The organism is Kitasatospora sp. NPDC036934, assembly GCF_055608425.1.
The window spans coordinates 86,676-110,944 of the sequence record NZ_JBVJQR010000020.1 but is presented as its reverse complement, the minus strand read 5'-3'; the positions used below and the strand labels follow the sequence as shown (position 1 = coordinate 110,944).

At 75.9% G+C, this 24,269-nt stretch carries 15 protein-coding genes; 5 read left to right on the top strand and 10 right to left on the bottom strand.

Features of this window, described 5'->3' with window-relative positions:
* Window positions 1-94: 94 nt before the first annotated feature.
* Both ACZ7BZ_RS27745 and ACZ7BZ_RS27740 read right to left on the bottom strand, forming a co-directional pair.
* On the bottom strand, window positions 95-1,648 hold the full coding sequence (locus ACZ7BZ_RS27745; RefSeq protein ID WP_470360714.1) for an alpha/beta hydrolase: 1,554 nt from the start codon (window positions 1,646-1,648) through the stop codon (window positions 95-97).
* A gap of 472 nt (window positions 1,649-2,120) precedes the next feature.
* Window positions 2,121-3,263 carry a GDSL-type esterase/lipase family protein gene (locus tag ACZ7BZ_RS27740; RefSeq protein ID WP_470360713.1) on the bottom strand — a complete coding sequence of 381 codons (1,143 nt, stop codon included), beginning with the start codon at window positions 3,261-3,263 and terminating at the stop codon, window positions 2,121-2,123.
* A gap of 269 nt (window positions 3,264-3,532) precedes the next feature.
* Here ACZ7BZ_RS27740 and ACZ7BZ_RS27735 point away from each other — a divergent pair, with 269 nt between their 5' ends.
* The 3 genes from ACZ7BZ_RS27735 to ACZ7BZ_RS27725 all read left to right on the top strand — a co-directional run bounded on the left by ACZ7BZ_RS27735 (window position 3,533) and on the right by ACZ7BZ_RS27725 (window position 7,677).
* Window positions 3,533-4,978 (top strand): hypothetical protein, encoded by a 1,446-nt coding sequence (locus tag ACZ7BZ_RS27735; RefSeq protein WP_470360712.1) that lies wholly within the window; start codon window positions 3,533-3,535, stop codon window positions 4,976-4,978.
* A gap of 72 nt (window positions 4,979-5,050) precedes the next feature.
* Window positions 5,051-6,301 (top strand): AAA family ATPase, encoded by a 1,251-nt coding sequence (locus ACZ7BZ_RS27730; RefSeq protein ID WP_470360747.1) that lies wholly within the window; start codon window positions 5,051-5,053, stop codon window positions 6,299-6,301.
* Complete coding sequence (locus tag ACZ7BZ_RS27725; protein ID WP_470360711.1) at window positions 6,298-7,677, top strand: vWA domain-containing protein; 1,380 nt, start codon at window positions 6,298-6,300, stop codon at window positions 7,675-7,677. The genes ACZ7BZ_RS27730 and ACZ7BZ_RS27725 overlap by 4 nt, the downstream gene beginning before the upstream one ends.
* 152 nt (window positions 7,678-7,829) lie before the next feature.
* On the opposite strand, the gene ACZ7BZ_RS27720 is transcribed toward ACZ7BZ_RS27725, so the two are convergent.
* The 8 genes from ACZ7BZ_RS27720 to ACZ7BZ_RS27685 all read right to left on the bottom strand — a co-directional run bounded on the left by ACZ7BZ_RS27720 (window position 7,830) and on the right by ACZ7BZ_RS27685 (window position 23,240).
* Window positions 7,830-10,664: a condensation domain-containing protein gene (locus tag ACZ7BZ_RS27720; RefSeq protein ID WP_470360710.1), complete on the bottom strand. Its 2,835-nt coding sequence runs from the start codon at window positions 10,662-10,664 to the stop codon at window positions 7,830-7,832.
* The gene (locus ACZ7BZ_RS27715) at window positions 10,661-12,445 is read right to left on the bottom strand and encodes a non-ribosomal peptide synthetase (protein WP_470360709.1); all 1,785 of its coding nucleotides are present in this window, start codon (window positions 12,443-12,445) and stop codon (window positions 10,661-10,663) included. The genes ACZ7BZ_RS27720 and ACZ7BZ_RS27715 overlap by 4 nt, the downstream gene beginning before the upstream one ends.
* Window positions 12,446-12,629: 184 nt before the next feature.
* A complete protein-coding gene (locus ACZ7BZ_RS27710; protein WP_470360708.1) occupies window positions 12,630-14,423 on the bottom strand; it encodes a non-ribosomal peptide synthetase in 1,794 nt (597 codons plus the stop codon).
* Window positions 14,424-14,452: 29 nt separating this feature from the next.
* Window positions 14,453-15,628 carry an acyl-CoA dehydrogenase family protein gene (locus tag ACZ7BZ_RS27705; RefSeq protein WP_470360707.1) on the bottom strand — a complete coding sequence of 392 codons (1,176 nt, stop codon included), beginning with the start codon at window positions 15,626-15,628 and terminating at the stop codon, window positions 14,453-14,455.
* Window positions 15,625-18,711: a non-ribosomal peptide synthetase gene (locus tag ACZ7BZ_RS27700; protein WP_470360706.1), complete on the bottom strand. Its 3,087-nt coding sequence runs from the start codon at window positions 18,709-18,711 to the stop codon at window positions 15,625-15,627. Before ACZ7BZ_RS27700 ends, ACZ7BZ_RS27705 begins: the two co-directional genes overlap by 4 nt.
* Window positions 18,712-18,956: 245 nt before the next feature.
* Entirely contained in the window at window positions 18,957-20,213 is a 1,257-nt protein-coding gene (locus tag ACZ7BZ_RS27695) for a condensation domain-containing protein (protein ID WP_470360705.1), read from the bottom strand.
* Between the two features lie 40 nt (window positions 20,214-20,253).
* Window positions 20,254-21,675, bottom strand: coding sequence for an MFS transporter (locus ACZ7BZ_RS27690; RefSeq protein WP_470360704.1), 1,422 nt, complete (start codon window positions 21,673-21,675; stop codon window positions 20,254-20,256).
* Window positions 21,676-22,139: 464 nt separating this feature from the next.
* Window positions 22,140-23,240 carry a PP2C family protein-serine/threonine phosphatase gene (locus tag ACZ7BZ_RS27685; RefSeq protein ID WP_470360703.1) on the bottom strand — a complete coding sequence of 367 codons (1,101 nt, stop codon included), beginning with the start codon at window positions 23,238-23,240 and terminating at the stop codon, window positions 22,140-22,142.
* Between the two features lie 332 nt (window positions 23,241-23,572).
* Here ACZ7BZ_RS27685 and ACZ7BZ_RS27680 point away from each other — a divergent pair, with 332 nt between their 5' ends.
* Entirely contained in the window at window positions 23,573-23,695 is a 123-nt protein-coding gene (locus ACZ7BZ_RS27680) for a hypothetical protein (protein ID WP_470360702.1), read from the top strand.
* Between the two features lie 282 nt (window positions 23,696-23,977).
* A complete protein-coding gene (locus ACZ7BZ_RS27675; RefSeq protein WP_470360701.1) occupies window positions 23,978-24,145 on the top strand; it encodes a hypothetical protein in 168 nt (55 codons plus the stop codon).
* Window positions 24,146-24,269 lie beyond the last annotated feature (124 nt).

Here is a 24,269-nt window from a genome sequence, read left to right as displayed (position 1 = left end):
GCGGCGCCGCTCCGCTGCTGACAACAACTGCACGACGGTGCAGCGGCGCAGCGGTGCAGCGGTGCAGCCGGGATCAAGCAGGCCAAGAAGCGCGTTACCGGGCGCCGCAGGTCAGGTCCCTGGCGGGCAGCCGGCCCGTGGTCAGGTACCGCGTGACGGCCGCGTCCGCGCAGGAGGGGCCGTTCACCACCACGCCGTGGCCCTCGCCGTCGGCCACCGTGACCATCCGCGAACCGTGCAGTGCCCGGCGCATGCCCTGCGCCATGGCCAGTGGCGTCCGCGGGTCCCACTGGTTCTGCACGATCAGCGCGTCGACGTCGTTGTTCACCACGGTGGCCGGTTCGCCGGCCGACGACTTCCAGAACGCGCACGGCTGAACGTTGGCTCCCAGGTCGCCGGCCAGCGGGTACTTGGCCCGGTCCCGGATCGCGTCCCGGCGGTACTGCTCGGGATCGCGCGGCCAGCTGCGGGCGTCGCCGCAGGAGACGGCCCACACGACGGCGACCGGGTTGTCCGCCGGGACGTCCGCGGTGAACGCTCCGGCCCCCGTGCCGGCGTCGGACACCGCGGATCCGACCGTTCCGGGCACTGACGGTGCCGATGTCGCAGCGGCCGCCGTGGCCGGGGCGGGCGCTCCTCCCGCAGCCGCCGCGTTCAGTGCGACGATCCACGGGGTCACCGTCTCGACGTGGACGAACGCGGTGTACTCGGAACGGATCGCACCGCCGTCGAGCGCCCCGCCCTCCACCGGGACGGGCGTGCGGTCGGCGCGGGCGATGAGCTCCCAGTACGTCCTGCGGACCTGCGCCGGAGTCCGGCCCAGCCCGTACGTGGCGTCGCGCGCGGCGGCCCACTCGGTCCACCGGGTGAAGGCGAGTTCGGCCCCCGCCGCCCAGCCCCGGAACGTTCCTCGCCACGCGAGCGCGGGGTCGAGCGCACTGTCGAGCACGAACCGGTCCGAGCGCTGGGGGAACATCTGCGTGTAGACGGCGCCCAGATAGGTGCCGTACGAGTGCCCGAAGTAGGAGATCCTCCGCTCCCCGAGTGCCGCCCGCAGGACGTCCATGTCCCGTGCCGTGTTGCGGGTGGTGATGTGCGGCAGCAGGTCCCCCGCCTTGGCCCAGCACTTGTCGGCCACCGACCGGGCCCGGGCCACGTCCTTCGCGAAGGTCCGCGCGCCGTAGGGGTGGAGGACGGTCTGCTCATCGCCCGTCAGGTCGCAGCCGATCGGCGAGCTCTGCCCGACTCCGCGCGGGTCGAAGCCGATCAGGTCGAACCGTTCGCGCACCTGCGCCGGGAGCAGCGTCTCCATCTCCACGGGCATGGTCAGTCCCGGACCGCCCGGACCCCCGGGGTTCATCAGCAGCACGCCGTGCCGCTCCTTCGGGTTGCTCGCCGCGACACGCGACACCGCGAGGTCGATCGCCCGGCCCCCCGGGGCGCCGTAGTCCAGCGGCACCTTGACCTTCGCGCACTCGAACGCGGCCGGCCGGCCCGGGTCGCAACGCTCCCAGCGGAGTTCCTGCTGCGCGTACCGCTGGAGCGGATCCCCCGCCGCGAACGCCGTCGCGGGGGTGAGCGCCGCCATCACGCTGGTCAGCGCGCCGACCGTCAGCGCGGAGATCGTTCGTCCGTCTCGCAGAACCATGCCAGTCCTCTTGTGCATCAGGTGTCTCGAATTGCCTCCAGTCTCCGTATCGCCACCTCCGTCCCTCGTCCGACGCCGGGATGGGCTCCCGATCCGACCGGAGGTTGAGGCCGACGCTCCGACCTGCGACCTGACTCCTATGTCCGGCCGTTCACCGCTCAGGGTCGACGACCGATCAGCTGACCGCCGACGACCGCGCCGTGGGCCCCCCGACCTGCAGCGCGGCTACGGCGCGCACCGCTTGGGCCCGTCGGGCCACTGGGCCCGGCGTCCCCGCTCCCCCGGGTTCGCCGGACCGACGGCGGGCTTCCCCGACCCCTAGGGGTCGGGGGCCGGAACCCGGTGGCCCGCCGGGATGCCGGGACGCCGGGCCGGCACGAGGTCGGCTGGTCCGGGCATGCCGACGGGTTCGGGATCGCCCGCCTCCTCTGGCGCCGCAGTTGACGGCACGGACAGCCTGCGGCCGCTGCCGTCAGAGCGCCAGGGGGCCGTCCGGGCCGAGGGCGAGGTGGGCGAAGCGGGTGGCGATGAGGCGGTGGGCTTCCGGGGAGGGGTGGAGGGCGTCGGGGAGGGGGTGGGTGTCGTGGTCGGTCTCGCCGTAGAGGGTGAGGCCGTCCAGGTAGTGGAGGTTGGGGTCGCCGTCGGCAGTACGGGCTTCGACGATGCGGGCGAGTTCGGCGCGGATCACCGTGAGGGTGAGGCGGCCGGGGGCGGGGTCGCCGGTGGCGCGGAAGCGGAGGGTGCCGCTGGTGAAGTCGGGGGCGAGGGGGCCGGGGGTGTGTTCCTGGATGGGGCAGAGGAGGGGGGAGACGACCAGGAACGGGGTGGTGGGGTGGCCATCGCGGATGGTGTCGAGGAAGCCGTGGACGGCCGGGGTGAAGGCGCGCAGGCGCATCAGGTCGGCGTTGACGAGGTTGATGCCGAGCTTCAGGCTGATCAGGTCGGCGGGGGTGTCGCGGATGGCGCGGGCGGTGAAGGGGTCGAGCAGGGCGCCGCCGCCGAAGCCCAGGTTGGTGAGGTCGAGGCCGGCGGCGAGGGCCGCGAGGGCGGGCCAGGTGCCGGTGGGGTGGGTGGCGTTGGAGCCGTGGCTGATCGAACTGCCGTGGTGCAGCCAGCGGTTGCGGGTGGCGGCGGGTACGGGGGCGAGGGGCGCGTCGGAGTCGACGGCGATGAGTTCGGTGGTCTCGGTGTGCGGGAGCCAGATCTCGACGGTCTTGTCGTGGGCGGGCAGGCCGGTGAAGTGGGCGGTGCCGGGCGGGCCTTCGGTGAGGGTGGTGCGGCCGGTGGTGAGGTCGACGGTGCGCAGGTTGCCGCCGGGGACGGTGGCCTGGGCGTGCGGTCGGCCGTCGACGAGGAGGTCGTAGACGCCGTCGGGCAGGCTGGGCACGCCCGGGTAGGCGCGCTTGGTGGGGACGGTGTGGAGGGCCAGCGTCGTGGCGCGGGTGCGGAAGGCCAGGCGGACGCCGGAGGGCTGCGACTGGGCCATCGCCAGCTGTTCGTCGGGGATCTGGCGGCGGGCGCGGGCGGGCAGCCGGTGCGGGAGCAGGCCGCGGCCGGTGTGCTCGACGTCCAGGTGGCCGTGCAGGAGGGACTCGGTGACGGGCGTGGTGATCATGGTGCTTCTTCGTTCGGTGGGACGGAGGCGCGAGCGCAGAGGTGGGGAGTGCGGAGGCGTGGAGCGGCGATCCCCCCACTCCCTGATACGAGCATGAGGTTGCCTAGGGGGTTTAGGCAAATAATTGAAATGCATAGGGAGCGCTCGGCCCGCCAGGCAGGCCGGCAAAAGGGTGTAGCGCGGCGGCCAGGGCAGGCACTATGCTCCCCGGCGATGAAGACTTTCGCTGCTCTCGGATCGGAGGTCCCGTTCGCCCAAGGTGAGTGCTGATGCTCACTCACACCGCGAACGAGGACGACTCCCGCTTCTCCTTCTGGCGGCGCGTACGCGAGTACGCCGTGCCGCCCTCCATGATCGAAACCGCCACCGCGCGCCGACTGGCCGGCGACTGGGCCGGGGCCTGCGCCGCCGCCAACGTCGAGGTGGACTTCCGGCTGCGGGACGTCTCGCGCACCCATGGTCGGCAAGTGGCCGACCGGGTACGCGAGGACCTGCGCCGCCTGGCACCGGACCTGCTGCGCTGGCACCTGCCCAGAACCGCACCCGACGGCCTGCTGCGCGCCGGGCTGACCGTACCGCTGGCCCGCTACCCGGCCGAGCGGCCGGTGCACCTGGTGGTCCGCACGCCGCCCGCCTGGGCGGAGTACGGACAGCGGATCAGCCTGGCGCTGTGGGACGGCTCGGGCCTGAGTCCCGACCCCGACTCCGGGCCTGGAACCGGATCCGCCCCGCACCCCCGTCCGCGCCCCAGCCGCCGCTACCGGCTCGACCTGCACCGGCACCTGTGGGACGCGGATCGCAGCGGTGAGTTGGCGCTGCGATCCGCGTCCCATCCGCTGACCGGCCTGCCGGACTCCGCAGCCGATCCACCAACCGGCCTGCCGGTCACGGGAGTCGGCCCGCGCGGCCTGCACCTCGCCGTCGACCGCTGGGCCGCCGAGGCCGAACTGCTGCTGCGCGCCGAGGGACTCCCCCCGGGGCCCGTCTCGGTACGGCTCGGGCGGCACCGACGGCTGGTGCTCCGGCCCGGCACCAGCACCAGCACCAGCACCAGCACCAGCGTCGAGGACGCCACCGGGGACGTCCGGGCGCTGCCGCTGCTGCCGGACGCGGCGACCTGGGTGCCGCCCGACGTCGACCTGCTGCGCAGCGGGGCGATCACGCCGGACCGGCTGCATCCGCTGGTCGCGGCCGCGCTGGCGCCCGGGCACCGGGCCGAACCACAACCCCAACCACCGCCCGGGCACCGGGTGGTGGAGTGTCGCGGCGCCCGGCACCGGATCGCGGTGATCGACGGGACGCTCACCGCGATCGACCACGACCCGGCCCAACTGCGCCGCGAGGAGCTGCTGGTCGCGCTGTCCGGCACCCCGTTGCCCTGTCTGCGAGCGATCGACCAGGCGCACCGCGATCCGGCCGAACTGGCCGGTGTGCGCGAGCGGTTGAACCACGGCGACACCGCCGGGGCGCTGGCCGTGCTGGAGGGCCTGCTCGGCCCGCGTGCGGCGCTGCGCGACGGCCCGCTGCGGGACGAGCTCGCGGCGGCGGCGGAACGCCGGCTCGCCTACGGCCTCTACCGGTCCGGCCTGACCCTCGACCTGCGGGCCAGGGCCGTGGAGGCCATGACCTCCTACGAGCTCTACCGGTTCGGCCGGTCCCGGTACCAACGCCGCGGCTACCCGTTCCCGCGGCCGCCCCGCATCGCCACCCGCTGAAGCGCGCGAAGACCCGCGCGGAACCCACCGGCTTCCTCCGACCTCCCAAGGTGATCCCCCATGCCCACGGCCATGCCCACGCCCACGTCCGCACCGATGCCCACGCCCACCCACGCCCGGCTCGACGTCGCCCGCCAACTGCTCGACCTGCTCGGCGACACCCGCACCGAGCCCCGCGCCGACGACCAACTGGAGGCGCTCACCCTCGCCGTGGCCGCCGACCTGCCGGTGCTGCTCTGGGGCGAGCCCGGCATCGGCAAGACCGCCGCCCTCAACCAGCTCGCCGAGGCCCTGGACCTGCCGCTCACCACCGTCATCGCCAGCGTCCACGAGCCCTCGGACTTCTCCGGCCTGCCCATCGTCGGCGACGACCCGGCGCAGCAGGGCGTCCCGCTGGCCCCGCCGGACTGGGCGGTGCGGCTGGTCCGGGCCGGCCGCGGGCTGCTGTTCCTGGACGAGCTGTCCACCGCGCCGCCCGCCGTCCAGGCCGCGCTGCTCCGGCTGGTCCTGGAGCGGCGCATCGGCGCGCTCCAACTGCCGCCGGGCGTCAGGATCGTGGCCGCGGCGAACCCGCGCTCCTCGGCGGCCGACGGGTGGGAACTGAGCCCACCGCTGGCGAACCGGTTCGTCCATCTGCAGTGGGTGCACGAGCACGAGGTGGTGGTGCGCGGGCTCGGCGGGGTGTGGCCGGTCGCCACCCTTCCCCGGCTCGATCCGGCGGAGCTGACCGCCGCGGTCGCGCTCGCCCGCCGGGCGGTCTGCGAACTGCTGGCCGTTCGACCGGAGTTGGTGCACCGGATGCCCACCACCGAGACCAAGCGGGGCGGGGCCTGGCCGTCCCCGCGCAGCTGGGACATGACGCTGCGGCTGATCGCCTTCGCCACCGCGGCCGGCTCCTCCCGGGAGGTGCTGTCGCTGCTGGTCCGGGGCACGGTCGGGGACGGCCCCGGGCTGGAGCTGATGGCGAGCATGGACCGGATGGACCTGCCGGACCCGGAGCAGCTGCTCGCCGACCCTGCGCACGCGGTGCTGCCCGAGCGCGGGGACCTGCGCCAGGTGGTGCTGGACGGGGTGGTGGCCGCGGTGCGCAACCGGCCGGAGCGGGCGCGCTGGGACGCGGCCTGGGCGCTGCTGGTGCGGGCGATGGCGACCGGCGCACCGGACGTGCTGGTCGTCCCGGCCACCACGCTGGCCTCGCTGCGCCGGGAGGACTGGGAGGTCCCGGCGGCGATCGAGCACCTGGCCTCGACGGTGGCGCTGTCCCGGCGGGCCGACCGCGCCGCGGTGCGCGTCGCCGCCCGGACCGACGTGACGGTCCGATGAGCGCGGGCAGCACGCCGCCGGACACCGGCTGGAGCGCCCGGCCCGCCCCCACCCCGCTGGACGTCGGCAGGCGTGGCAGAGCGCTGACCGCCCGCCGACCGGGCGTAGCGGCCTCCGCCCCACCGGGTCTCCGCCCACCGGACGCCAGCCCACCGGACGCCCGCCCGCTGGACCTCGGCAAGCTGTACGCCGCCCGGCTGCAGGCCGTCCGGGCCCGGCCCTACCTGGCGACGGCCCTGTTCGCCCTGCACCTGGTGGAGTCCCGGCAGGTGCCGACGATGGCCGTGGACCGCCACTGGCGCTGCTACGCCTCGCCCGGCTTCGTCGAGCGCACCCCGGTGGAGGACCTCGCCTCGGTCTGGGTGCACGAGGTCTCGCACCTGCTGCGCGACCACCACGGCCGCAGCGACCGCCTGGCCGGCGAACTCGGGCTGACGGGCTCCGCGGACCGGCTGCGGATGAACATCGCCGCCGACTGCGAGATCAACGACGACGCCTTCGGGGACGGCCTGGTCACGCCGGCCGGCGCGCTGACGCCGGCGCTCCTCGACCTGCCGGCGGGCGAGCTGATGGAGGACTACGTCCGTGGCTTCGGCTTCGACCTGCGCCGCTTGAACCTGGCCTGGCTGGACTGCGGCAGCGGCGCCGACGGCGTGGACCGCCCCTGGGAGCTGGGCCCGGACGGTGCCCACGGACTGACCGCCCAGGAGCAGGACGCCGTGCGGTTCCGGGTCGCCGAGGGCATCCGGGGCCGCCCGGGGAACGCCCCGGCGGGCTGGCGGCGCTGGGCCGCGGAGGTGTTCCACCCGCCGCAGCCGTGGCGGCAGTTGCTGGGTGCGGCGATGCGCTCGGCGGCGTCCGGGCCGGGCGCGGGCGGCGACTACAGCTACGGCCGCCCGGCCCGCCGCTCGGTCGGGATCCCCGGTGTGGTGCTGCCGAGCCTGCGGCGGCGTCCGCCCCGGGTCTCGGTGGTGATCGACACCTCGGGGTCGGTCTCCGACCAGGAGCTGGGCAGTGCGCTGCTGGAGGTCGCCGCGATCGGGCGGGCGGTCGGCGGGCGGCACGACCTGGTCACCGTGCTGTCCTGCGACGCGGCCCTCCAGACGGCCACCGCGCTCTGCCGGGCGGCCGGCGTCCCGCTGGTCGGCGGCGGGGGCACCGACCTGCGGACGGGCTTCGCGGCGGCGCTGCGGACCAGGCCGCAGCCGGACGTCGTGGTGGTGCTGACCGACGGTCAGACGCCGTGGCCGGCCGTCCCGCCGTCCTGCCGCACGGTGGTGGGGCTCTTCCGGCGGCCGGCCCGGTACAACGAGAACCACGGCGAGTACCGGCCGGACACGCCACCGGACTGGGCCCGGGTGGTCCACATCGGCTGAGACCGGGCACGGCACCCGGAGGCTTCCGCCTGGACACGGACGCGCCGGCCGCGCGTGCGGCTCGTGGACGACCACCGGCCGCGCCCGGGCCGACTCACCCGGCGGGACCGGGCGGAGGAGCGCCGGGCACCTCCGCCCCTCGTCAGGAGCCGTCAGCCCACCATGGCGGCCAGCACGCTGCGCCAGTCCTCCCCCGGCTCCGGCCGCAGCGCGGCGGCCAGGGTCTCGGCCCGGTAGTGCCACGGGCGCCGCAGCTCCGGGTCGGCGTCCGGGCCCTGCTCTACCGTGCCGGCCGTGCCGAGCAGCCGGACCAGCTCGGTGCCGAACTCCGCCCAGGACACGTGCCCGGTGATCGCGTTGACGATCCGGCCGGCGGCGGGGCCGTCGGGCAGGGCGCAGGCGGCGAGGGCACGGGCCAGGGCGGCTGAGTGCACCCAGGCGGCGCCGTTCCACTCGTCCTGGCCGCCGGCGGGCAGGACGATCGGCCGGCCGGCCAGCGCGGCCTGGTAGAGGTCGCCGGTGGAGCCCCAGCGCAGCTGGTCGCGCAGACGGTGGTGCGGTCCCCAGACGATCGGCGCGCGCACCACGGTGGCCGGGCCGTGGCCGGTGGCTTCGGCGGTCTCGAACAGCATCCGCTCGCAGTCGAGCTTGGCCTGCCCGTACGGGGAGACCGGTGCGCCGCTGGGGCCGCCCTCGGCGACCTCGGTGCCGGGCGGGCGCCCGTAGGCGTCGATGCTGCTGACGAAGACGAACGGGCCGCCGGACCAGCCGTCCAGCAGGGCGCGCATGGCGGCGACGTCGGTCGCGTGCTCGGTGAAGGTGCAGGCGGCGTGGATGACGGCGTCCACGCCCTTGACGGCACGCTGGAGGCTGTCCGGGTCGCCGAGGTCGCCCTCGGCGATCTCGGCGCCGTGCAGGGCCGGCAGGTGGGCCGACTCCGGGCGGACCAGGACGCGCACCGGCCGGCCCTGGGCCATCAGCTCCTGCAGGACGGCGGCGCCGACGCCGCCGGTGGCGCCGGTGAGCAGCACGGTGCCGGTGCGGGGCTCGCCGCTCGGCCGGACGCCGGTGCGGGTGAGGGCGGCGCGGCGCTCCTCCTCGCGGGCGGCGAGCAGGGCGGCGAGGGCGCGCGGGGTGCGGTGTTCCAGGACGTCGAGGCCGGTGAGCGGCACTCCGAGCCGGGTGCGCAGGCGTTCGGCGAGCTGGACGGCGACCAGCGAGTGGCCGCCGAGGGCGAAGAAGTCGCCGTCGGCGGGCGGGACGCTGCCGAGCAGGTCGCCGAAGGTGGCGCGGACCAGTTCGAGCGGGCCGGGCCGGTCGTCGTCGGCGGGCGCCGGAGCGGGAGCGGCCCCGGGCAGCCGGTCGCGGTCGACGGCGCCGTCCGAGCCGCGCGGTATCCGGTCCAACAGGGTTACGGCTAGCGGCAGTTCGGCTGCCGCGACGGATCGCCGGAGCAGCGAGCGCAGCTCGGTGCCGCTGGGGGAGACCGGGCCGCGCACCACCGCGTAGGCGAGCGGCGGTCCGTCGGCGGTCTCGACCACGGCCGCGTCGGCCACGCCGGGGGCGGCCGACAGCGCCGCCAGCACCGGGTGCCGGACGGCGGAGACCAGGAGTTCGCCGGGCAGTTCGGCGAGCGGGCGGTCCTCGCCCTCGCCCTCGGCCACGGCCCGGAGCACGGCGGCGAAGGCCTCGGCCAGCCGGGCGGCGGTCGCCTCGTCCAGCGCCGCCTGGTCGTGCTGGATCAGGCAGCGCGGCCGCGGGCCCTCCTCCAGCACCAGGGTGAGGTCGAACTTGGCGAGTTCCAGGTCGAGTTCGACGTTCTCGGCGTCGAGGCCGGGCAGCGTCAGCGGGGCGGCGGGCTGGACCAGGTCGCAGCTGACCGAGAGCAGCGGGGTGCCGTCGGTGCCGCGGGCCGCCGCGCCGAGCCGCTCGACCACCAGGTCGAAGGGCACCTGGTGGTGCTGCTGGGCCTCCAGCAGGGCGCCGCGCACCAGGGCGAGCGCCTCGGCGAAGGACTCCTCCCCGGCCAGTTCGGCCCGCACCGCGAGGGTGTTGACGCCCAGGCCGACGGTGCGGCGCAGCTCGGGCCGGGCGCGGTGGCCGCTGGCGCAGCCGAGGGTGAGGTCGTCCTGCCCGGCAGCGGTGCGCAGGGTGGCGAAGGCGGCGGCGAGGACGACGGCGAACAGGGTGGCGCCGTGCCGGGCGCCGAGCTGCCGCAGGCCCTCGACGGTGGCGGCGTCGAGCGGTACGGCGTGCAGCCCGGCACGGCGGTCGCGGGCACCGGGGGCGACGGGCCGCAGCAGCGGCAGCGGCCGGGCGCCGGCCAGCTGGGCGGCGAGGGCGTCGGCGGCGGCGGTGAGTTCGGCGCCCCGAGCTCGCTCCTGGCGGGCGTACTCGGCGTAGGGCAGGCCGGGCTGCGGCAGTCGGGGCTCGACGCCGTCGCGGGCGGCGGCGTACAGCTCGGCGAGGTCGGCGGCGAGGACGGGCAACGAGCCGCCGTCGACGGCGATGTGATGGATCGTCAGTAGCAGGGTGTGGTCATCGGGCGCGTGCCGCAGCAGCAGGGCGCGCAGCACCGGCCCGTCGGTGAGGTCGAACGGGCGGGCGGCCTCGGCCGCCAGCTGCTCCGTGCCGTCGGCGGAGGCGTCCACGACGGCCAGCGGCACCGGTCCGGCCGGCTCGATGTGCTGGTAGGGCTGCTCGCCCCGGCGCGGGTAGCGGGTGCGCAACACGGCGTGCCGCTCGGTGAGGCCGGCGAGCGCGGTGGCCAGGGCCTCCCGGTCGAGCGGTCCGCGCAGCCGGGTGGCGATCGGGACGTTGTAGAGGGCGCCGCCCTGGCCGAGGTGGTCCATCAGCCACATCCGCTGCTGGGCGTGGGAGAGCGGGGCCGGGCCGGTGTCGGCGGCCGTCGGGTGCTCCGGTGTGGCGGCGGCGGTGGTGCGGCGGTTGCGGGCGCGGCGGAGCAGGTCGTTCTGGTCGCTGGTCATCGCTGGGGTGCTCCCGGGGTGTCGTCGGCGGCTCGCAGGGCGCGCTCTAGCAGTTCGGCCTGGCCGGCCACGGTGGGGTGGCCGAGGAGGTCGGCCAGGGACAGGTCGATGCCGAACTCCCCGGCCAGGTCGTCGACGACCCACATGGCGAGCAGCGAGTGGCCGCCCTCGGCGAGGAAGTCGGCGGCCGGGTCGGTGATCGGGCGTTCCAGGGCGCGACTCCAGGCCTCGGCGACGACCTTCTGGATCGGGGTGAGTTCGGCCTCTGTCGTCGCGCGGTCCGCCGAGGGGTCCGCGGCGGTGGCGAGCGCCCGCCGGTCGACCTTGCCGCTGCCGGTGAGCGGCAGCTCGGCGAGGACGGCCCAGGCGGTGGGCACCAGGTGGGCGGGCAGCCGTTCGCCGAGCCGGGTGCGCAGGGTCTCGACGGCCACCCCGGCGCCCTCGGCGAGGACGACGCAGGCGGTGAGCGCGGCGTCGGGCTGTCCGGCCCGGCGGACCACCACGGCCGCCTCGGCGACCTCGGCGAACCGCAGCAGTGCCTGCTCGACCTCGCCGGGCTCGATCCGGAAGCCCCGGACCTTGACCTGGTCGTCGGTGCGGCCGTGGAACTCCAGTGCGCCGTCGACGCGTTGGCGCACCAGGTCGCCACTGCGGTAGGCGCGGCCGCTGCCCGGGAGGTCGCGGAAGCGCTCGGCGGTCAGCTCGGGCCGGTTGAGGTAGCCCTGGGCGAGCCGCCCGCCGCCGATCCAGAGTTCGCCGACGGTGCCGGGCTCGACCGGCGCGAGCCGCTCGTCCAGGACGAGGGCGCGGGCGCCGCCGAAGGGCCGCCCGATCGGAACGGGGCCGCCCTCGCAGTCGGCCGGGGTGATCCGGTGCGCGGTGGTGAAGGTGGTGGCCTCGGTGGGCCCGTAGACGTTGTACAGCTCCAGCCAGGGGAAGGCCCGCAGCACCGCCCCGGCGTACTCGGGGGCGAGCGCCTCGCCGCCGACGGCCAGGGTGCGCAGCACGCCGAAGATCCGGGACTGCTTGGCGGCCAGGTGGTGGAAGAGCGCGGTGGTGATGAAGGCGGTGGTGGCGCCGAACCGCTCGATGTCGCGGACGAGTTCCTCGGCGCTGGGCCGCTCGGCCGGGGAGACGGCGGCGGCCGCGCCGCGGGCGAGCGGGGCCCAGAGTTCGAAGGTGGCGGCGTCGAAGGAGGGGGTGGAGTGGAAGAGCACCCGGTCGCGCGGGCCGAGGGCCAGGCCGTCGGGGGCGGTGACCAGTTCGGCGACGGCACGGTGCGGGACGAGCACGCCCTTGGGGCGGCCGGTGGAGCCGGAGGTGTAGTAGAGCAGCGCGGGCGCGTCCGGCTCGGAGGCGTCGGGCGCCGCCGCCCCGGTCTCCTCGGTGCCGCGCTCGGTGAGCACCAGGGTGCGTTCGGCGGGCAGTCCGGCGTCGGCGAGCAGCGCCTTGTCGCCGAGGACGAGCCGTACGTCCGCGTCCCCGGTCATCTCGGCGATGCGCGGGCGGGGGTAGGCCGGGTCGAGCGGGACGACGAGGGCGCCGGCCCGCCAGACGGCGAGTTGGGCCACGGCGAACCTGGCGGAGCGGGCGCACAGCAGGCCGACGGCGCTGCCGGGGCCGATCCCGCGGGCCGCCAGGACGGCGGCCAACCGGCCGGAGGCGTCCAGGAGTTCGCGGTAGGTGAGGTAGGTGTCGCCGTCGGTCAGGGCGAGCGCGGTCGGGTGCTGCTCGGCCTGCCGGGCGACCAGGGCGGGGAGGGTGGGGCGGGCGGGCGTCATGACGGGTTCCCTTCCGGGCGCCCCGGCGGTGAGGCCGGGGCGCCGCTGTTCAGGACAGGAGGTACGGCGGGGCGGGGCCGGACGGGTCGACGGCGACCTCTGCCGCGGTGCACGGCGGCAACGCCCGGGCCCCGCCGGGGGGGCGGTCCGTACCCGGGGTGCGGGCCGCCCCGGGTACGGGCCGCTACGCGAGGGACGCGCTGGGCATCCGCTCCTCCACCAGCCGCGCGACCGCCCGCAGGTCGGGCTGGCGCAGCAGCAGGGGGGCGCGCAGCCGTACGCCGTACTCCCCCTCCAGGGACTCCAGCAGTCGGGCGGCGGCGAGCGAGTTGCCGCCCGCGGCGAGGAAGTTGTCGCCCGGGCCGAGGTCGGCGCGGCCGATCAGCTCCCGGCAGAGCTTCAGCACGGTGCGCTCGACCGGGGTCTCACCCTCCTCGCCGACGGCCTCCGGGGCGGGCGGCTCGGCGGCGAGCAGCGCCGCGCGGTCCACCTTGCCGTTGGCGTCCAGCGGGAGGGTGTCGACCAGCCGGACCGCCGAGGGCACGGCCTGCTCGGGCAGCCAGGGCCGGACGGCCTCCAGGAGGCTGCCGGGCTCGGTGTCCGTCCCGGTCTGCACGAAGGCGAGCAGCCGGACGCCGGTCTCCGCCGTCTCGGCGGCGACCACGGCGCGGCGCACCCGGGGGTCGCGCTCGAAGGCGGCCTCGACCTCGGCGGGTTCGATCCGCACCCCGCTGACCTTGACCTGGTCGTCCAGGCGCCCGTGGAACTCCAGCACGCCGTCGGCGCGCATCACCACCCGGTCGCCGGTGCGGTAGACCCGGTCGGTGCCGTCCACGCCGGGCGGCACCTGGACGAAGCGGCGGGCGGTCAGCTCGGGGTCGAGGTACCCGGCGGCCAGGCCCCGGCCGCCGATCCGCAGCTCGCCGGCCGTGCCTCTGGGCACCGGGCGGCCCTGCTCGTCGGTGACCAGCAGGACGGCGCCGGGGATCGGCAGGCCGATCGGCGGCGCGCCGGCGCCGTGGTCGCCGCCGGGTGCCATGGTGTGCACGGTGGTGGCGACGGTGGCCTCGGCGGGGCCGTAGGCGTTGTGGACGGTCGCGGTCACCTCCGGTCCGGGGGCACGGCGCAGCCGGTCGCCGCCGATCACCAGGTGGCGCAGGGCCGCCAGCCCGGCCGGCCAGGGCCGGCTGAGGATCGGCTCGGCCAGCGGGGTGGGCAGCACGGCGGCGGTGATGCCGGCCTCGCCCAGCCAGTCGGTGAGCGCGCCGGAGTCCCAGCGGACGGCCTCGGGGGCGACCACCAGCGCGGCGCCGGAGGTGAGGGTGGCCCACAGCTCCATGACGTGCGGGTCGAAGGCCACCCCGATCAGCATGCTGTGCCGCTCGCCGGGGCCGAGGCCGGTCAGCTCGCGGTACCAGTGCAACAGCGCGCCGAGGGCCGGCTCGGTGACGGCGACGGCCTTGGGGGTGCCGGTGGAGCCGGAGGTGAGGACGGCGTAGTGGGTGCCGACGGGCACGCTGACCTGCCCGCCGGGCGTCAGGGCGGCGACCACGCCGGCGCCGGGCTGGTCCGCGGTGGGCAGGTCCAGGGCCAGCCGCTCGCCGCCGGGCGGCAGCACGGCGGCCTCGCCGACCAGGCAGACCGGGCGCAGCTGCTCGGCGACGGCCTGCAGCCGCTTCTCGCCGGGGCGCGGGCCGAGCGGCAGGTGGACGGCGCCCAGCTTGGCTATGCCGAGGGTGACGGCGACCAGCGCCGCCGAGTGGCCCAGGCAGACGCCGACCAGGTCGCCCGGGCCGACCTTGCCGCGCAGCGCGGTGGCCACGGTGTCGGCGAGCCGGTCGAGTCCGGCGTAGTCGTAGGTGTGCTCGCCGTCGATCAGGGCCGGCGCCTGCGGGGTGCGCTGCGCCTGGCCGGTGAACAGGTCGAGGACCGCGCCGTCCTGGTGGGGACGGCCGTAGCCGATGCTCAGGGATTCCATCATCGTCTCCAAGTACGTACGAGAAACCGTCAGTTCAGGCCCATGGAACGGGCGATGATCACCTTCTGGACCTCGGAGGTCCCCTCGATGATCGTGGTCATCCGGACGTAGCGGTACAGGAATTCCAGCGGGTGGCCGCGCACCCAGCCGGTGGCGCCGTGGACCTGGAGCGAGCGGTCCACCGCGCGCACGGCGGTCTCGGAGGCGGTCAGCTTGGCGAGCGCCGCGTTCTCGGGCGACTCGGTGCCCTCGTCGACCAGCCGGGCGCAGGCGAGGGTGAGCAGCTTGGAGCACTCCACCTCGGCGCGGGTGGCCACCAGGTGCTCCTGGATGTGCTGGTACTCGCCGATGACCTTGCCGAAGGCGCGCCGCTCCCTGGCGTACTCCACGCCGGCCCGCAGCGCGTACTCGGCGATGCCGTTGCACATCGCGGCGACCACCAGGCGGCCGCGGGAGAGGCTGTCCATGGCCAGGGCGGTGGCCGCGGCGATGCCCTCCTCGCCGCCGATCACGGCCTCCGGGCCGACGGTGACCTGGTCGAGCAGCAGCTCGAACAGCGGCTCGCCGGACATCCCCTCGTAGCGCTGGCCGATCCGCAGACCGGGCTGGTCCATCGGCAGCACGAAGGCAGTGGCCCCGGCGCTCGGGCCCTTGCCGTCACCGAGGTCGGTGGCGGCGACCACCAGGGCGATCCCGGCGTGTTCGGCGTTGCTGACGAAGGTCTTGCGCCCGTTCAGCACCCAGCCGTCGCCGGTGCGCACGGCGGTGGTGGTGAGGTGGAAGGCGTCCGAGCCGGCCTGCGGCTCGGTGAGCGCCAGGCAGCGGGTCTGCTCGCCGCGCACCAGCGGGACGAGGTGCTGCTCGACCTGCTCGGGCGTGCCGTGCCGCAGCAGCGGGCTGGGCCCGTCGGAGCCGGCCAGCGCGTACGGGGCGAGCACGCAGCCGCTGCGCCCGGCGGCGTGGTGCAGCAGCACGACGGCGGTGAACGGCATGTCGGAGCCGCCGAGTTCCTCCGGGTAGTCGCCGGCGTAGAAGCCGAGCGCGGCGGAGCGCTTGCGGACGTAGGCCCGCAGGTCGGTCGGGACCTGGTCGGCGGTCTCGGGCAACTCGGCGGCGAGCGGCACGAGTTCGCGGCGGATGAAGCTCTCGAAGGCCTCGACGATCTCGCGGTGGCCGTCCTCCAGGACGGCGGAGGGGGCCGTCACTTCGACTCACCCGTGAGGACGCGGGCCTGGTCGGCCAGCACCGCGTGGCGGAACAGGGTGCGCAGCGGCGGGCGGCTGCCCAGGTGCGGCTCCAGGAAGGCGGCCAGCTGGGCGGCGAGCAGCGAGTGGCCGCCGACCTCGAAGAAGTGCGAGTCCGCGCCGAAGCGGTCGTGGCCGAGGACCTCGCGCCAGGCGGCGGCGATCAGCTCCTGGCCGGGGTCGTCGAAGGTGCTGGGCGCGCTCTCCGGCTCCTCCGGGGCCTCCTGGACCAGCCGGGCCAGGGCGGCGCGGTCGGGCTTGCCGCCGGGCAGGGTGGGCATCGCCTCGACGGCGGTCCAGCTCGCCGGGACGAGTCCGCCGGGCAGCCGGCGGGCGAGCGCGGCGTGCAGCGCGGCCTGGTCGGGGCGCTCGGCGCCCTCCAGGAAGCCGACCAGCCGGGGGCCGGTCCGCGGGTCGGTGTGCAGCACCACCGCGCAGGAGCGGCCGCCGAGTTCGGCGGAGGCGGCGGCCTCGATCTCCTCCAGCTCGATCCGGTGGCCGCGCAGCTTGACCTGGTTGTCGGCCCGGCCGAGGAAGCACAGCCGGCCCTCGGTGTCGCGGTAGCCGCGGTCGCCGGTGCGGTAGACCCGGGCGCCGCCGAGCGCGGGGACGGTGACGAACCGGGCCGCGGTGGGCTCCGGCAGGCCGATGTACCCCTCCGCCAACAGATCGCCGCTGACGGCGAGTTCGCCAACGCAGCCGTACGGCAGCGGGCGCAGCGTCTCGTCCAGCACGTGCAGGCGCACGCCGTCGAGTTCGGCGCCGAGCGGGATCTCGCCGTCCGCGGCGACATCGGCTTCGGTGACCTGGTGGACGGTGGAGGTGACGGTGGCCTCGGTGACGCCGTAGGCGTTGAGCACCGTGGTGGCCTCGGTCAGCCCGGCCAGGGCCCGGGCGGGCAGCCGCTCGCCGCCGAGGACGAGCAGTCGCGGCGACCAGCGGCCGTCGCGCAGCGCCTCGCGCAGATCCTCGCGGACGGCGAGCAGGTAGCTGGTGGGCAGGTTGGCGACGGTGACGCCGCGGGCGGCGAGCACGGCGACCAGCTCGGGCCCGGTGGGTACCTCGCGCTGCGGCACCACCAGCGCGGCGCCGACCGCGAGGGCGGGCAGCACCTCCTCCAGCGACACGTCGAAGGACGGCCGGGCGAACAGCAGCACCCGGTCGGCGGCGGTGAGTTCGTAGCGGGCGGCGATCGCGGCGACGTACCCGGCGAGCGCCTCGCGGCCGACCAGGACGGGCTTGGGCACACCGGTGGAGCCGGAGGTGTGGATGATGTACGCGCCACCCTCCAGGGCGGCGGCGGGCTCGGCCTTCGGGAAGGCGGGGCCGTCCAGCAGCGCCGGGGTGACGCCCTCGGCCGGCAGCACGAGCGCGCTCTGCCGGGTGGCGAGGACGAGCGCGGGGGCGAGCCGCTCCAGCAGCAGGCCGAGCCGGGCGGCCGGGTCCTCGGTGGACAGCGGCGCGTGCACGGCGCCGAGGCGCAGGCAGGCCAGCAGGGCGACCACGCTGTCGGTGCCGCGCGGCAGTACGGCGGCCACCGGCTGGCCGGCGGTAACCCCGGCGGCGCGCATCCGGTCGACCAACTCGCCGACGCGCCGGTCGAGTTCGCCGTAGGTGATGCGCTCGGTGCCGGCCAGCAGGGCGAGCGCGGTCGGGTCGTGGGCGGCGGCCGGGTCGAGCCCGACCGGGGCGACGGGGGCGGCCGGCTCGGCCTCGGGCGCGGGGGCCAGCTCGGCGAGCACCGTCCCGGGGCTGTCCAGGTAGCGGCGCAGCAGATCCAGCAGGCGCTCGGAGAGCAGCACCGCCCTGGCCTCGCCGAACAGGTCGGCGTCGTAGTCCCAGATCAGGGTCATCCCGGCGGCGCCGTGCTTCTCGCCGACCACCCGGCGGTCGTCCGGCAGCAGCACCAGGTCGAGGTCGAAGCGGGTGGTGCCGGTGTTGAAGCCCTCGTACAGCGAGACGTCGAGGCCGGGCGCCTGGACGTCCGGCAGCGCGGCGTCGTGGGCGCTGAACATCACGTTGAACAACGGGTTGTCGGCGCCGCTGGTGTGCAGCCCGAGGCGGCGGGTGAGCTCCTGGACCGGCAGGTCCTGGTACGGCAGGGCGCGCATCAGGACGTCGGTCACCTCGTCCACCGCGTCGGTGCCGGAGGCGGACGGGTCCAGCCGAAGGCGCAGCGGCACGGTGTTGACGAACATGCCGACGGTGCCCTCGAAGCCCTCCGGGCGGTTGCCGACGGCGGTGCCGACGGTCACCTCGTGGTGGCCGCTGTGCCGGCGCAGTAGTTCGGCGAACAGGGCGAGCAGGGTGCTGAACGGGGTGTGGCCGTCGGCCTTGCTGCGCTCGCGCAGCCGCCCGGCGAGGTCGGCGCCGATCGCCTGGCGCAGCTGTCCGCCGCGGTGGCGGCGCTCGACGCCCGGCCGGGCCAGTCCGGGCAGGGTGACCTCGCGCGGGGCGTCGGCCAGCTCCTTCGTCCAGAAGGCGAGGGCGCGCTCGCGGGCCTGCGGGTCGGGCCCGGTGCGGGCGTGCTGCTCGTAGGACGGGGCGGTGGCCAGCTCGTAGGGCTGGTCGAGGACGTGGGCGCGGTAGACGGTGAACAGGTCGCGCAGGAAGATCGCGAAGGAGTGGCCGTCGTGGACGAGGTGGTGCTCGACGTGGATCAGCCGGTGGTGGTCGTCGGCGAGCTTGACCAGGTACCAGCGCAGCAGCGGCGCCCGCTCGGTGTCCAGCGGCTCGTCGGCCTCGGCGGCGAGCAGCGTGCGGAACGCGGCCTCCGGGTCGGCTTCGGCGGAGTAGTCGCTGTGCCGCAGCTCCGGCGGGCAGTCCTCGGCGACCCGCTGGCCGGGCAGGCCCTCCGGGCGGGCCACCAACTCCAGCCGCAGGCCCGGGTGCTGGGCCAGGGTGGCGGCGAGCCCGGCGTGCAGGGCGTCCCGGTCCAGGGTGCCCCACAGGTCGAGGACGCCGGTGAAGTTGTAGGCGCGGCTGCCTGGCTGCATCTGCTCGTGCAGCCAGACGATCTCCTGCGACGGAGAGAGTGCGAACATGGATGATTCCCTTGTGTGGTGGGCGTGTCGGCACTTCGGTGGCCGGTTGCGGGCGTGGGGTGGTCCCGGGCGCGGCCGGTGGGGGCGGGCGGCACCGGGGTGAGGGTGCGGCCCGGGGCTTCGGGGAGCGAAACCGTCGGGGGACGGTGGTCTTGGGCGGCCGGAGCCGGAGCGGGCCCGGAGGACGCGGGCTTGGAGGACGCGGGCTTGGAGGACGCGGGCCCGGAGGACTGGGAGGAGCGGGCCTAAAAGTGGCGGCGCAGGACTGCGAGCAGGTCGGCGAAGGCGGCCTCGGCGTCGGTGGCCGGGAAGCGCTCGCTGTCCCAGGCCAGGCGCACCGTCAGCTCGTCGCCGTGGGAGGCGGAGACGGCCATCGGAGCGGCGAGCGGACGCCCCGCGAGGTGGACCTCCCGGCCGGGCACCCCGCCGAGCACCAGGGCCGGGCGGCGCTGGAGGTCCTCGAAGGTGAGCATCGCGTCCAGCGCGCCCGACCAGGGGGACCCTGCGGTGCGGGCGGCCCGGACCACCTCGTCGAACGGCGTGCCGGCGTGGTCCAGGTCGTCCCACCAGTCGTCGCAGAGCGCCTCCAGGTCGGTGGCGGGCTGCGTCGGCACGGCGTGCACCAGGGTGTTGAGGAAGCACCCGAGCACGGCGGGCGCCCCGGGCGGGCGGCCGCCCCACGGGTAGCCGAGCGCGAGCGGGCCGTCCGCGCGGTGCAGCCGACGGGCGGCGGCGCCGACGGCGTCCAGCAGGGCGGGGAAGACGGCGCTGCGGGCAGCCGCCTCGACGGCGGGCAGCCGCTCGGTGAGCATGCCGGTGACCGTCGCGGCGCCGCTACCCGCCCCGACCATGCCGCCGAGCCGGCGCCCCCAGTGAGCCTGGGCGGCGGGCCCGGCGGCGGACTCCTCGGCGGCCAGCTGGAGCTCCACGGCCTCCCGGAAGTCGGCGACGGCCTGCGCGGCGGGACCGGGCGCGGGCTCCTCGTCGCGCCGGTACGCCTCGGTGAGCTCGCCGACCAGCACCCCGAGCGACTGCTCGTCGCAGGCCGCGTGGTCCAGCGCGAGGGCGAGCAACTCCTCGCCGCCGTCCGGCTCCCGGGCCACCAGCAGGCGCAGCGCGGGCCCGTCGACGGGCCAGTCCAGCAGCGCCTCGCGCAGCACCGCGTGGGTGCTGCCGCCGGGGGCGACGGGGAGTCGGGCGACCTCGACCGAGGGGCCACCGGTGCGCAGGACGGGCGTGCCGCGCACGATCGCGAAGGCGCCGCACAGCGCCGGGTGACCGGCCGCGACGGAGGCGGCGGCCCGGCCCAGCCGAGCCAGGTCGAGAGTGCCGCCCGGGTAGGCGAAGAACAGTGGGGCGACGTCGGAGCGGGTCAGCGGCGCGAGTCGACGGGTGATCAGGAACCGACGCTGGGCGCCGGTCAGCGGGAGCAGCTCCACCGGGGAGTCGGCGGCGGCGGAGCGGTACCGGGCGAGGTAGGCGGCGGTGATGCTGGCGTGCACGGAACGGTCTCCGGTTTCCGGTGTCGGCTCGGGTCGGGGGTCAGGGGGAGGTGGGGCTCGCGGCGGGGTGCCGGGCGGCTTCCTCGTCCTGGGCTTCACGGGCATCCTGGGCGTCACGGGAGTCCTGGGCGTCCCCGGCGCCGACGGCGTCCGAGGCCTCGGCGGCGCCGACGGCGTCCTGGGTGTCATCGCCGGCCACGGCCCGGGGTTCGGCCGGGGCCGTGGGCAGGTCGCGCATCCGGCGCAGCGGCGAGAGCAGCAGCGGCACCGGCACCAGCAGGAAGCCCGCCGCGCACAGCCACAGCGCGGCGCGCGGACCGGCCCAGTCGGCGACGAGCCCGCCGCCGAGGGCGCCGATCGGCATCGTGCCCCACACCAGGAAGCGCATGGTGGCGTTCATCCGCCCGAGCAGTTCGGGCGGGCACACGCTCTGCCGGAAGCTCACCTGGGCGACGTTGTAGGCCACCGCACCGAACAGCACCACGCCGGAGGCGAGGCCGAACAGCAGGGCGCCCGAGCCGCCGGCGGCGAGCGGCCACAGCAGCGCGAACGGTGCGCTCACCACGGTGGCCAGCCAGATCAACCGGGCCTGTCCGACCCAGCGGGACAGCTGCCCGGCGCACAGCGCACCGGCCAGCCCGCCGACGGCGGAGGCCGACAGCAGCGCGCCGATGGCCCCGGGCGACAGGTCGAGCACCCGCACCCAGAACACCGTCTGGACGGCCATCAGCACGGCGGCGAACAGGTTGGACGTCGCGGTGGCGGCGGCGATCGCCCGCAGCAGCGGGTGTCCGAGTACGAAGCGCACGCCTTCGGCCACCTCGGCGCGCAGCGAGCGCCCGGGCTCCGGCTCGGACCGGGGCTCCTCGACCTTGATCCGGGTGAGCAGCAGGGCGGAGGCGAGGTAGCCGCAGGCGTCGGCCACGATGGCGAGCGGCGCGCCGAGAAGTTGGACCAGCCCGCCGCCCAGGCCCGGCCCGGCGATCTGCGCCGAGGACCGTACGGTCTCCAACGCGCCGTTGCCGGCCACCAGTTGCTCGCGCGGCAGGACGGCGGGCAGGAAGGACTGGTGGGCCACGTCGAAGAACACCGTGGCCACCCCGGTGATCAGCGCGACCAGGTAGAGCTGCGGCATGGTCAGCACGCCGAACGCCGCCGCCGGCGGGATCGAGCCCACCGCGAGGCAGCGCACCACGTCCGCGCGGATCAGCACCGGGAGCTTGCGCATCCGGTCCAGCCAGGCACCGGCCGGCAGGCCGACCAGCAGGAAGGCGGCGGTCTCGGCCGCGGTCAGGAGGCCGACCTCGAACGGGGTGGCGTCGAGCACCACCACCGCCACCAGCGGCAGGGCTACCAGCGTGACCTGACTGCCCGTCTGGGCCGCCGCGGCTCCGGTCAGCAGGAGCCGGAAGTCGCGGTGGCCGAACAGACGGGCCTGGCTGGGGTGAGGCTTCTCGTTCATCGATGCGACTCTCGGTCACACATTCGACACAGGGCAAGCACCCGGTCCGTTTCCGGACGAACCTGGGGTCGGCCGGATCCCGCCACGGCCGGAACGGCCCCTTGCACCTCCCCTACGGGCCCTTATGCCCCGGCCCCGATCCGGCCGGCGCCCACCCTGACCCGTCCGCCAAGGCACCACGGCCCACCGGGACGTCCGGCCGGGCCCACGACCAGGGAGTCCATTTCGCCGTCCGATATCCGGACGCCCGTTTTCCGGCCACCGGAGCCGACCGCTCAACTTGGCCGGAATCCATGAGGTACCCGCCTTCCGTAACCCCATCGTGATATCGGCGTGACCGTTCGGAGCCACCAACGGGCCTTGCGGGCTGCTTCTCGGTGGCCGGTCGGCCACTCACCGCAACCGGCCCGGCGGGGTTCCTCACGCCCCTCCTCGCTCCCGCGCGCCCGGGTCGGCGGTCGCCCTCACGCCCCCTCGTCGTCCCCGCACCGGGTCACCGCGAGCACCGCCATGTCGTCGTCCCGCGGGCCGCCCGTCCACCGGGCCACGTCCGCCACCAACGCCTCCACCGCCGCCCGCGCCCCGGCGAACGGCCCGAGCGGGGCCAGCCCGCGCACCGGGTCGTAGAACTCCCCCGCGGCGTCCCGCGCCTCCGTCACCCCGTCGGTCACCAGCAGCAGCGTGCACCCCGGCGGGAACGGCCTGGTCTCCACCGCCGGGCGAGGCATCCCCAGCCCGCCCATCCCCAGCGGCAGCCCCGGATCCGCCGCGTCCCACCGGCACACCGTCGGCGCGCCGGCCCCCAGCAGGTACGGCCCGGGGTGACCGCAGTCCAGGGTCCGGGCCACCGCCTCCCCCGGCGGAAACTCCACCAGCAGCGCCGTGATGAACCCCTCCAGCCGCAGCTCCTCGCTCAGCTGCGCGCTCTCCCGGGCCAGCGTGCGCTCCAACGCGTCCGCCAGCGCCCCGAGGTCCGGCTCCCGGTGCGCGTCCTCCCGGAACGCCCCCAGCAGCACCGACACCGCCCCCACCGCGTGCAGCCCCTTGCCCCGCACGTCCGCGATCAGCACCCGCACCCCGTACCGCGTGGCCTGCAGCGCGTACGCGTCACCGCCGATCAGCGCCTCGTCCTGGGCCGCCCGGTAGCAGGCCGCCACCTCCAGCCCGGCCACCAGCCCCGGCGGCTCCGGCAGCACCGCCCGCTGCGCCGCCTCCGCCACCGACCGCACCCGCGCCAGCCGCCGCCCCTGCTGGGCCACCACCCGGTTCACCCCGATCCCGAGCAGGGCCGCGAAGACGGTGTTCACCAGCTCCAGGTAGCCGTCCTGGGTCCCGATCGTCCCCTCCCGCACCGAGAGCACCAGGATCCCGGTCACGTTCGCCAACGCCACCGCCACGGTGTCCCGCAGCGTCAGGAGCGCACCCGCCAGCACAGCGGCCGCCGCCAGCATCGGATCGCCCCAGTAGTCGGTCGGATCCAGCGAGTTCCACACCAGCCCGCCGACGATCAGCAACCACGGCGCGACCCGCACGTACGGCGGCCACTGCACGGACCTCGGGGCCATCGGCTACCTGGCTTCCGTCTCGCCCCCGCTCCCTCCCCCCGCTCTCCCCCCTCTGCACCGATCGTAGGCACGGGCGGCAGCGGGGCGCGCGGGATGGCGGGAACAGCAATCCCGCGGGGCGGCCGGGGATGCACCGCCGCCACCGGGAGGACGGCTCGTCCGGCTCGGCGCGGGCGGCGGCCCGGCCCCGAACCCCGGGCGATCGGCCGGCGGAGCTGAGGCACCGGCCGCCCGCGTCGTTCGATCCGTACGCACCCGCGCCCGCCATCCGCATGGTTATCATGTCCATGCGGAATGACCCGCGACGCGAGTACCGCAGAAGGGGGGCACTCATGCGACCGAACGCACTCGTGAAGACGCTCGCCACCGCCACGGCCGCGGTCGGACTCACCGCCGGAGGCCTGGCCGGCCCCGGGACCGAGGCCGCGTTCGCGCGGTACTGCGACTCCCTCTGACCACCGGCCACCGACCTTCGACTCCCCACCCCCGGCCCCTCACCTCCGGCCTCCGGCCGCGCACCGGGATCGGACGGGCACCCCTGACGGCGCCGAGGGCGCGGGAGTCGAGGACCCGGGACCGGATCGGCCGGCTTCAACGGCCGGTCCGGTCCCGCGCCGTTCCGACCGCCGTTCGTCGCTCCCCCGGTCGCCCTACCGCCGCCCTGGTCGCCCACCTGAGGGCCGCCCACCCGGGGCCGTGACGGACAGGCCCTACGCCACAGCCGCTCCGTCGGCGATGTGCAGTACTTCGGCCGCGCCGTCGAGAGCCTGGCCGTGCTGTACGTCGACGTCACCCGCCCGCGGGTCCAGGAGATGTACGGAAGGTGGGCGTACCGGAAGGTCGGCGAGCACCGCCCGTTCGAGGACGCCCCGCTCTACGCGGTCGCGGTGCGAAGGCTCCGGTGAGACCGGCCGCAAGGGATCGCCACTGATCAAGATTGGGTAACGGCGGATCCCGGGTCTTGTCCGCCCAAAATGTGAACGTTAACAATCGCTCAGGAGCGTAACGCGGCGTCACCTCCGAGGGAGC

Excerpts from the sequence above, each read along its gene's own strand:
- ACZ7BZ_RS27745 (WP_470360714.1), bottom strand. The coding sequence starts at position 1,648 with ATGGTTCTGCGAGACGGACGAACGATCTCCGCGCTGACGGTCGGCGCG.
- ACZ7BZ_RS27740 (WP_470360713.1), bottom strand. The coding sequence starts at position 3,263 with ATGATCACCACGCCCGTCACCGAGTCCCTCCTGCACGGCCACCTGGAC.
- ACZ7BZ_RS27735 (WP_470360712.1), top strand. The coding sequence starts at position 3,533 with ATGCTCACTCACACCGCGAACGAGGACGACTCCCGCTTCTCCTTCTGG.
- ACZ7BZ_RS27730 (WP_470360747.1), top strand. The coding sequence starts at position 5,051 with ATGCCCACGCCCACGTCCGCACCGATGCCCACGCCCACCCACGCCCGG.
- ACZ7BZ_RS27725 (WP_470360711.1), top strand. The coding sequence starts at position 6,298 with ATGAGCGCGGGCAGCACGCCGCCGGACACCGGCTGGAGCGCCCGGCCC.
- ACZ7BZ_RS27720 (WP_470360710.1), bottom strand. The coding sequence starts at position 10,664 with ATGACCAGCGACCAGAACGACCTGCTCCGCCGCGCCCGCAACCGCCGC.
- ACZ7BZ_RS27715 (WP_470360709.1), bottom strand. The coding sequence starts at position 12,445 with ATGACGCCCGCCCGCCCCACCCTCCCCGCCCTGGTCGCCCGGCAGGCC.
- ACZ7BZ_RS27710 (WP_470360708.1), bottom strand. The coding sequence starts at position 14,423 with ATGGAATCCCTGAGCATCGGCTACGGCCGTCCCCACCAGGACGGCGCG.
- ACZ7BZ_RS27700 (WP_470360706.1), bottom strand. The coding sequence starts at position 18,711 with ATGTTCGCACTCTCTCCGTCGCAGGAGATCGTCTGGCTGCACGAGCAG.
- ACZ7BZ_RS27690 (WP_470360704.1), bottom strand. The coding sequence starts at position 21,675 with ATGAACGAGAAGCCTCACCCCAGCCAGGCCCGTCTGTTCGGCCACCGC.
- ACZ7BZ_RS27685 (WP_470360703.1), bottom strand. The coding sequence starts at position 23,240 with ATGGCCCCGAGGTCCGTGCAGTGGCCGCCGTACGTGCGGGTCGCGCCG.
- ACZ7BZ_RS27680 (WP_470360702.1), top strand. The coding sequence starts at position 23,573 with ATGCGACCGAACGCACTCGTGAAGACGCTCGCCACCGCCACGGCCGCG.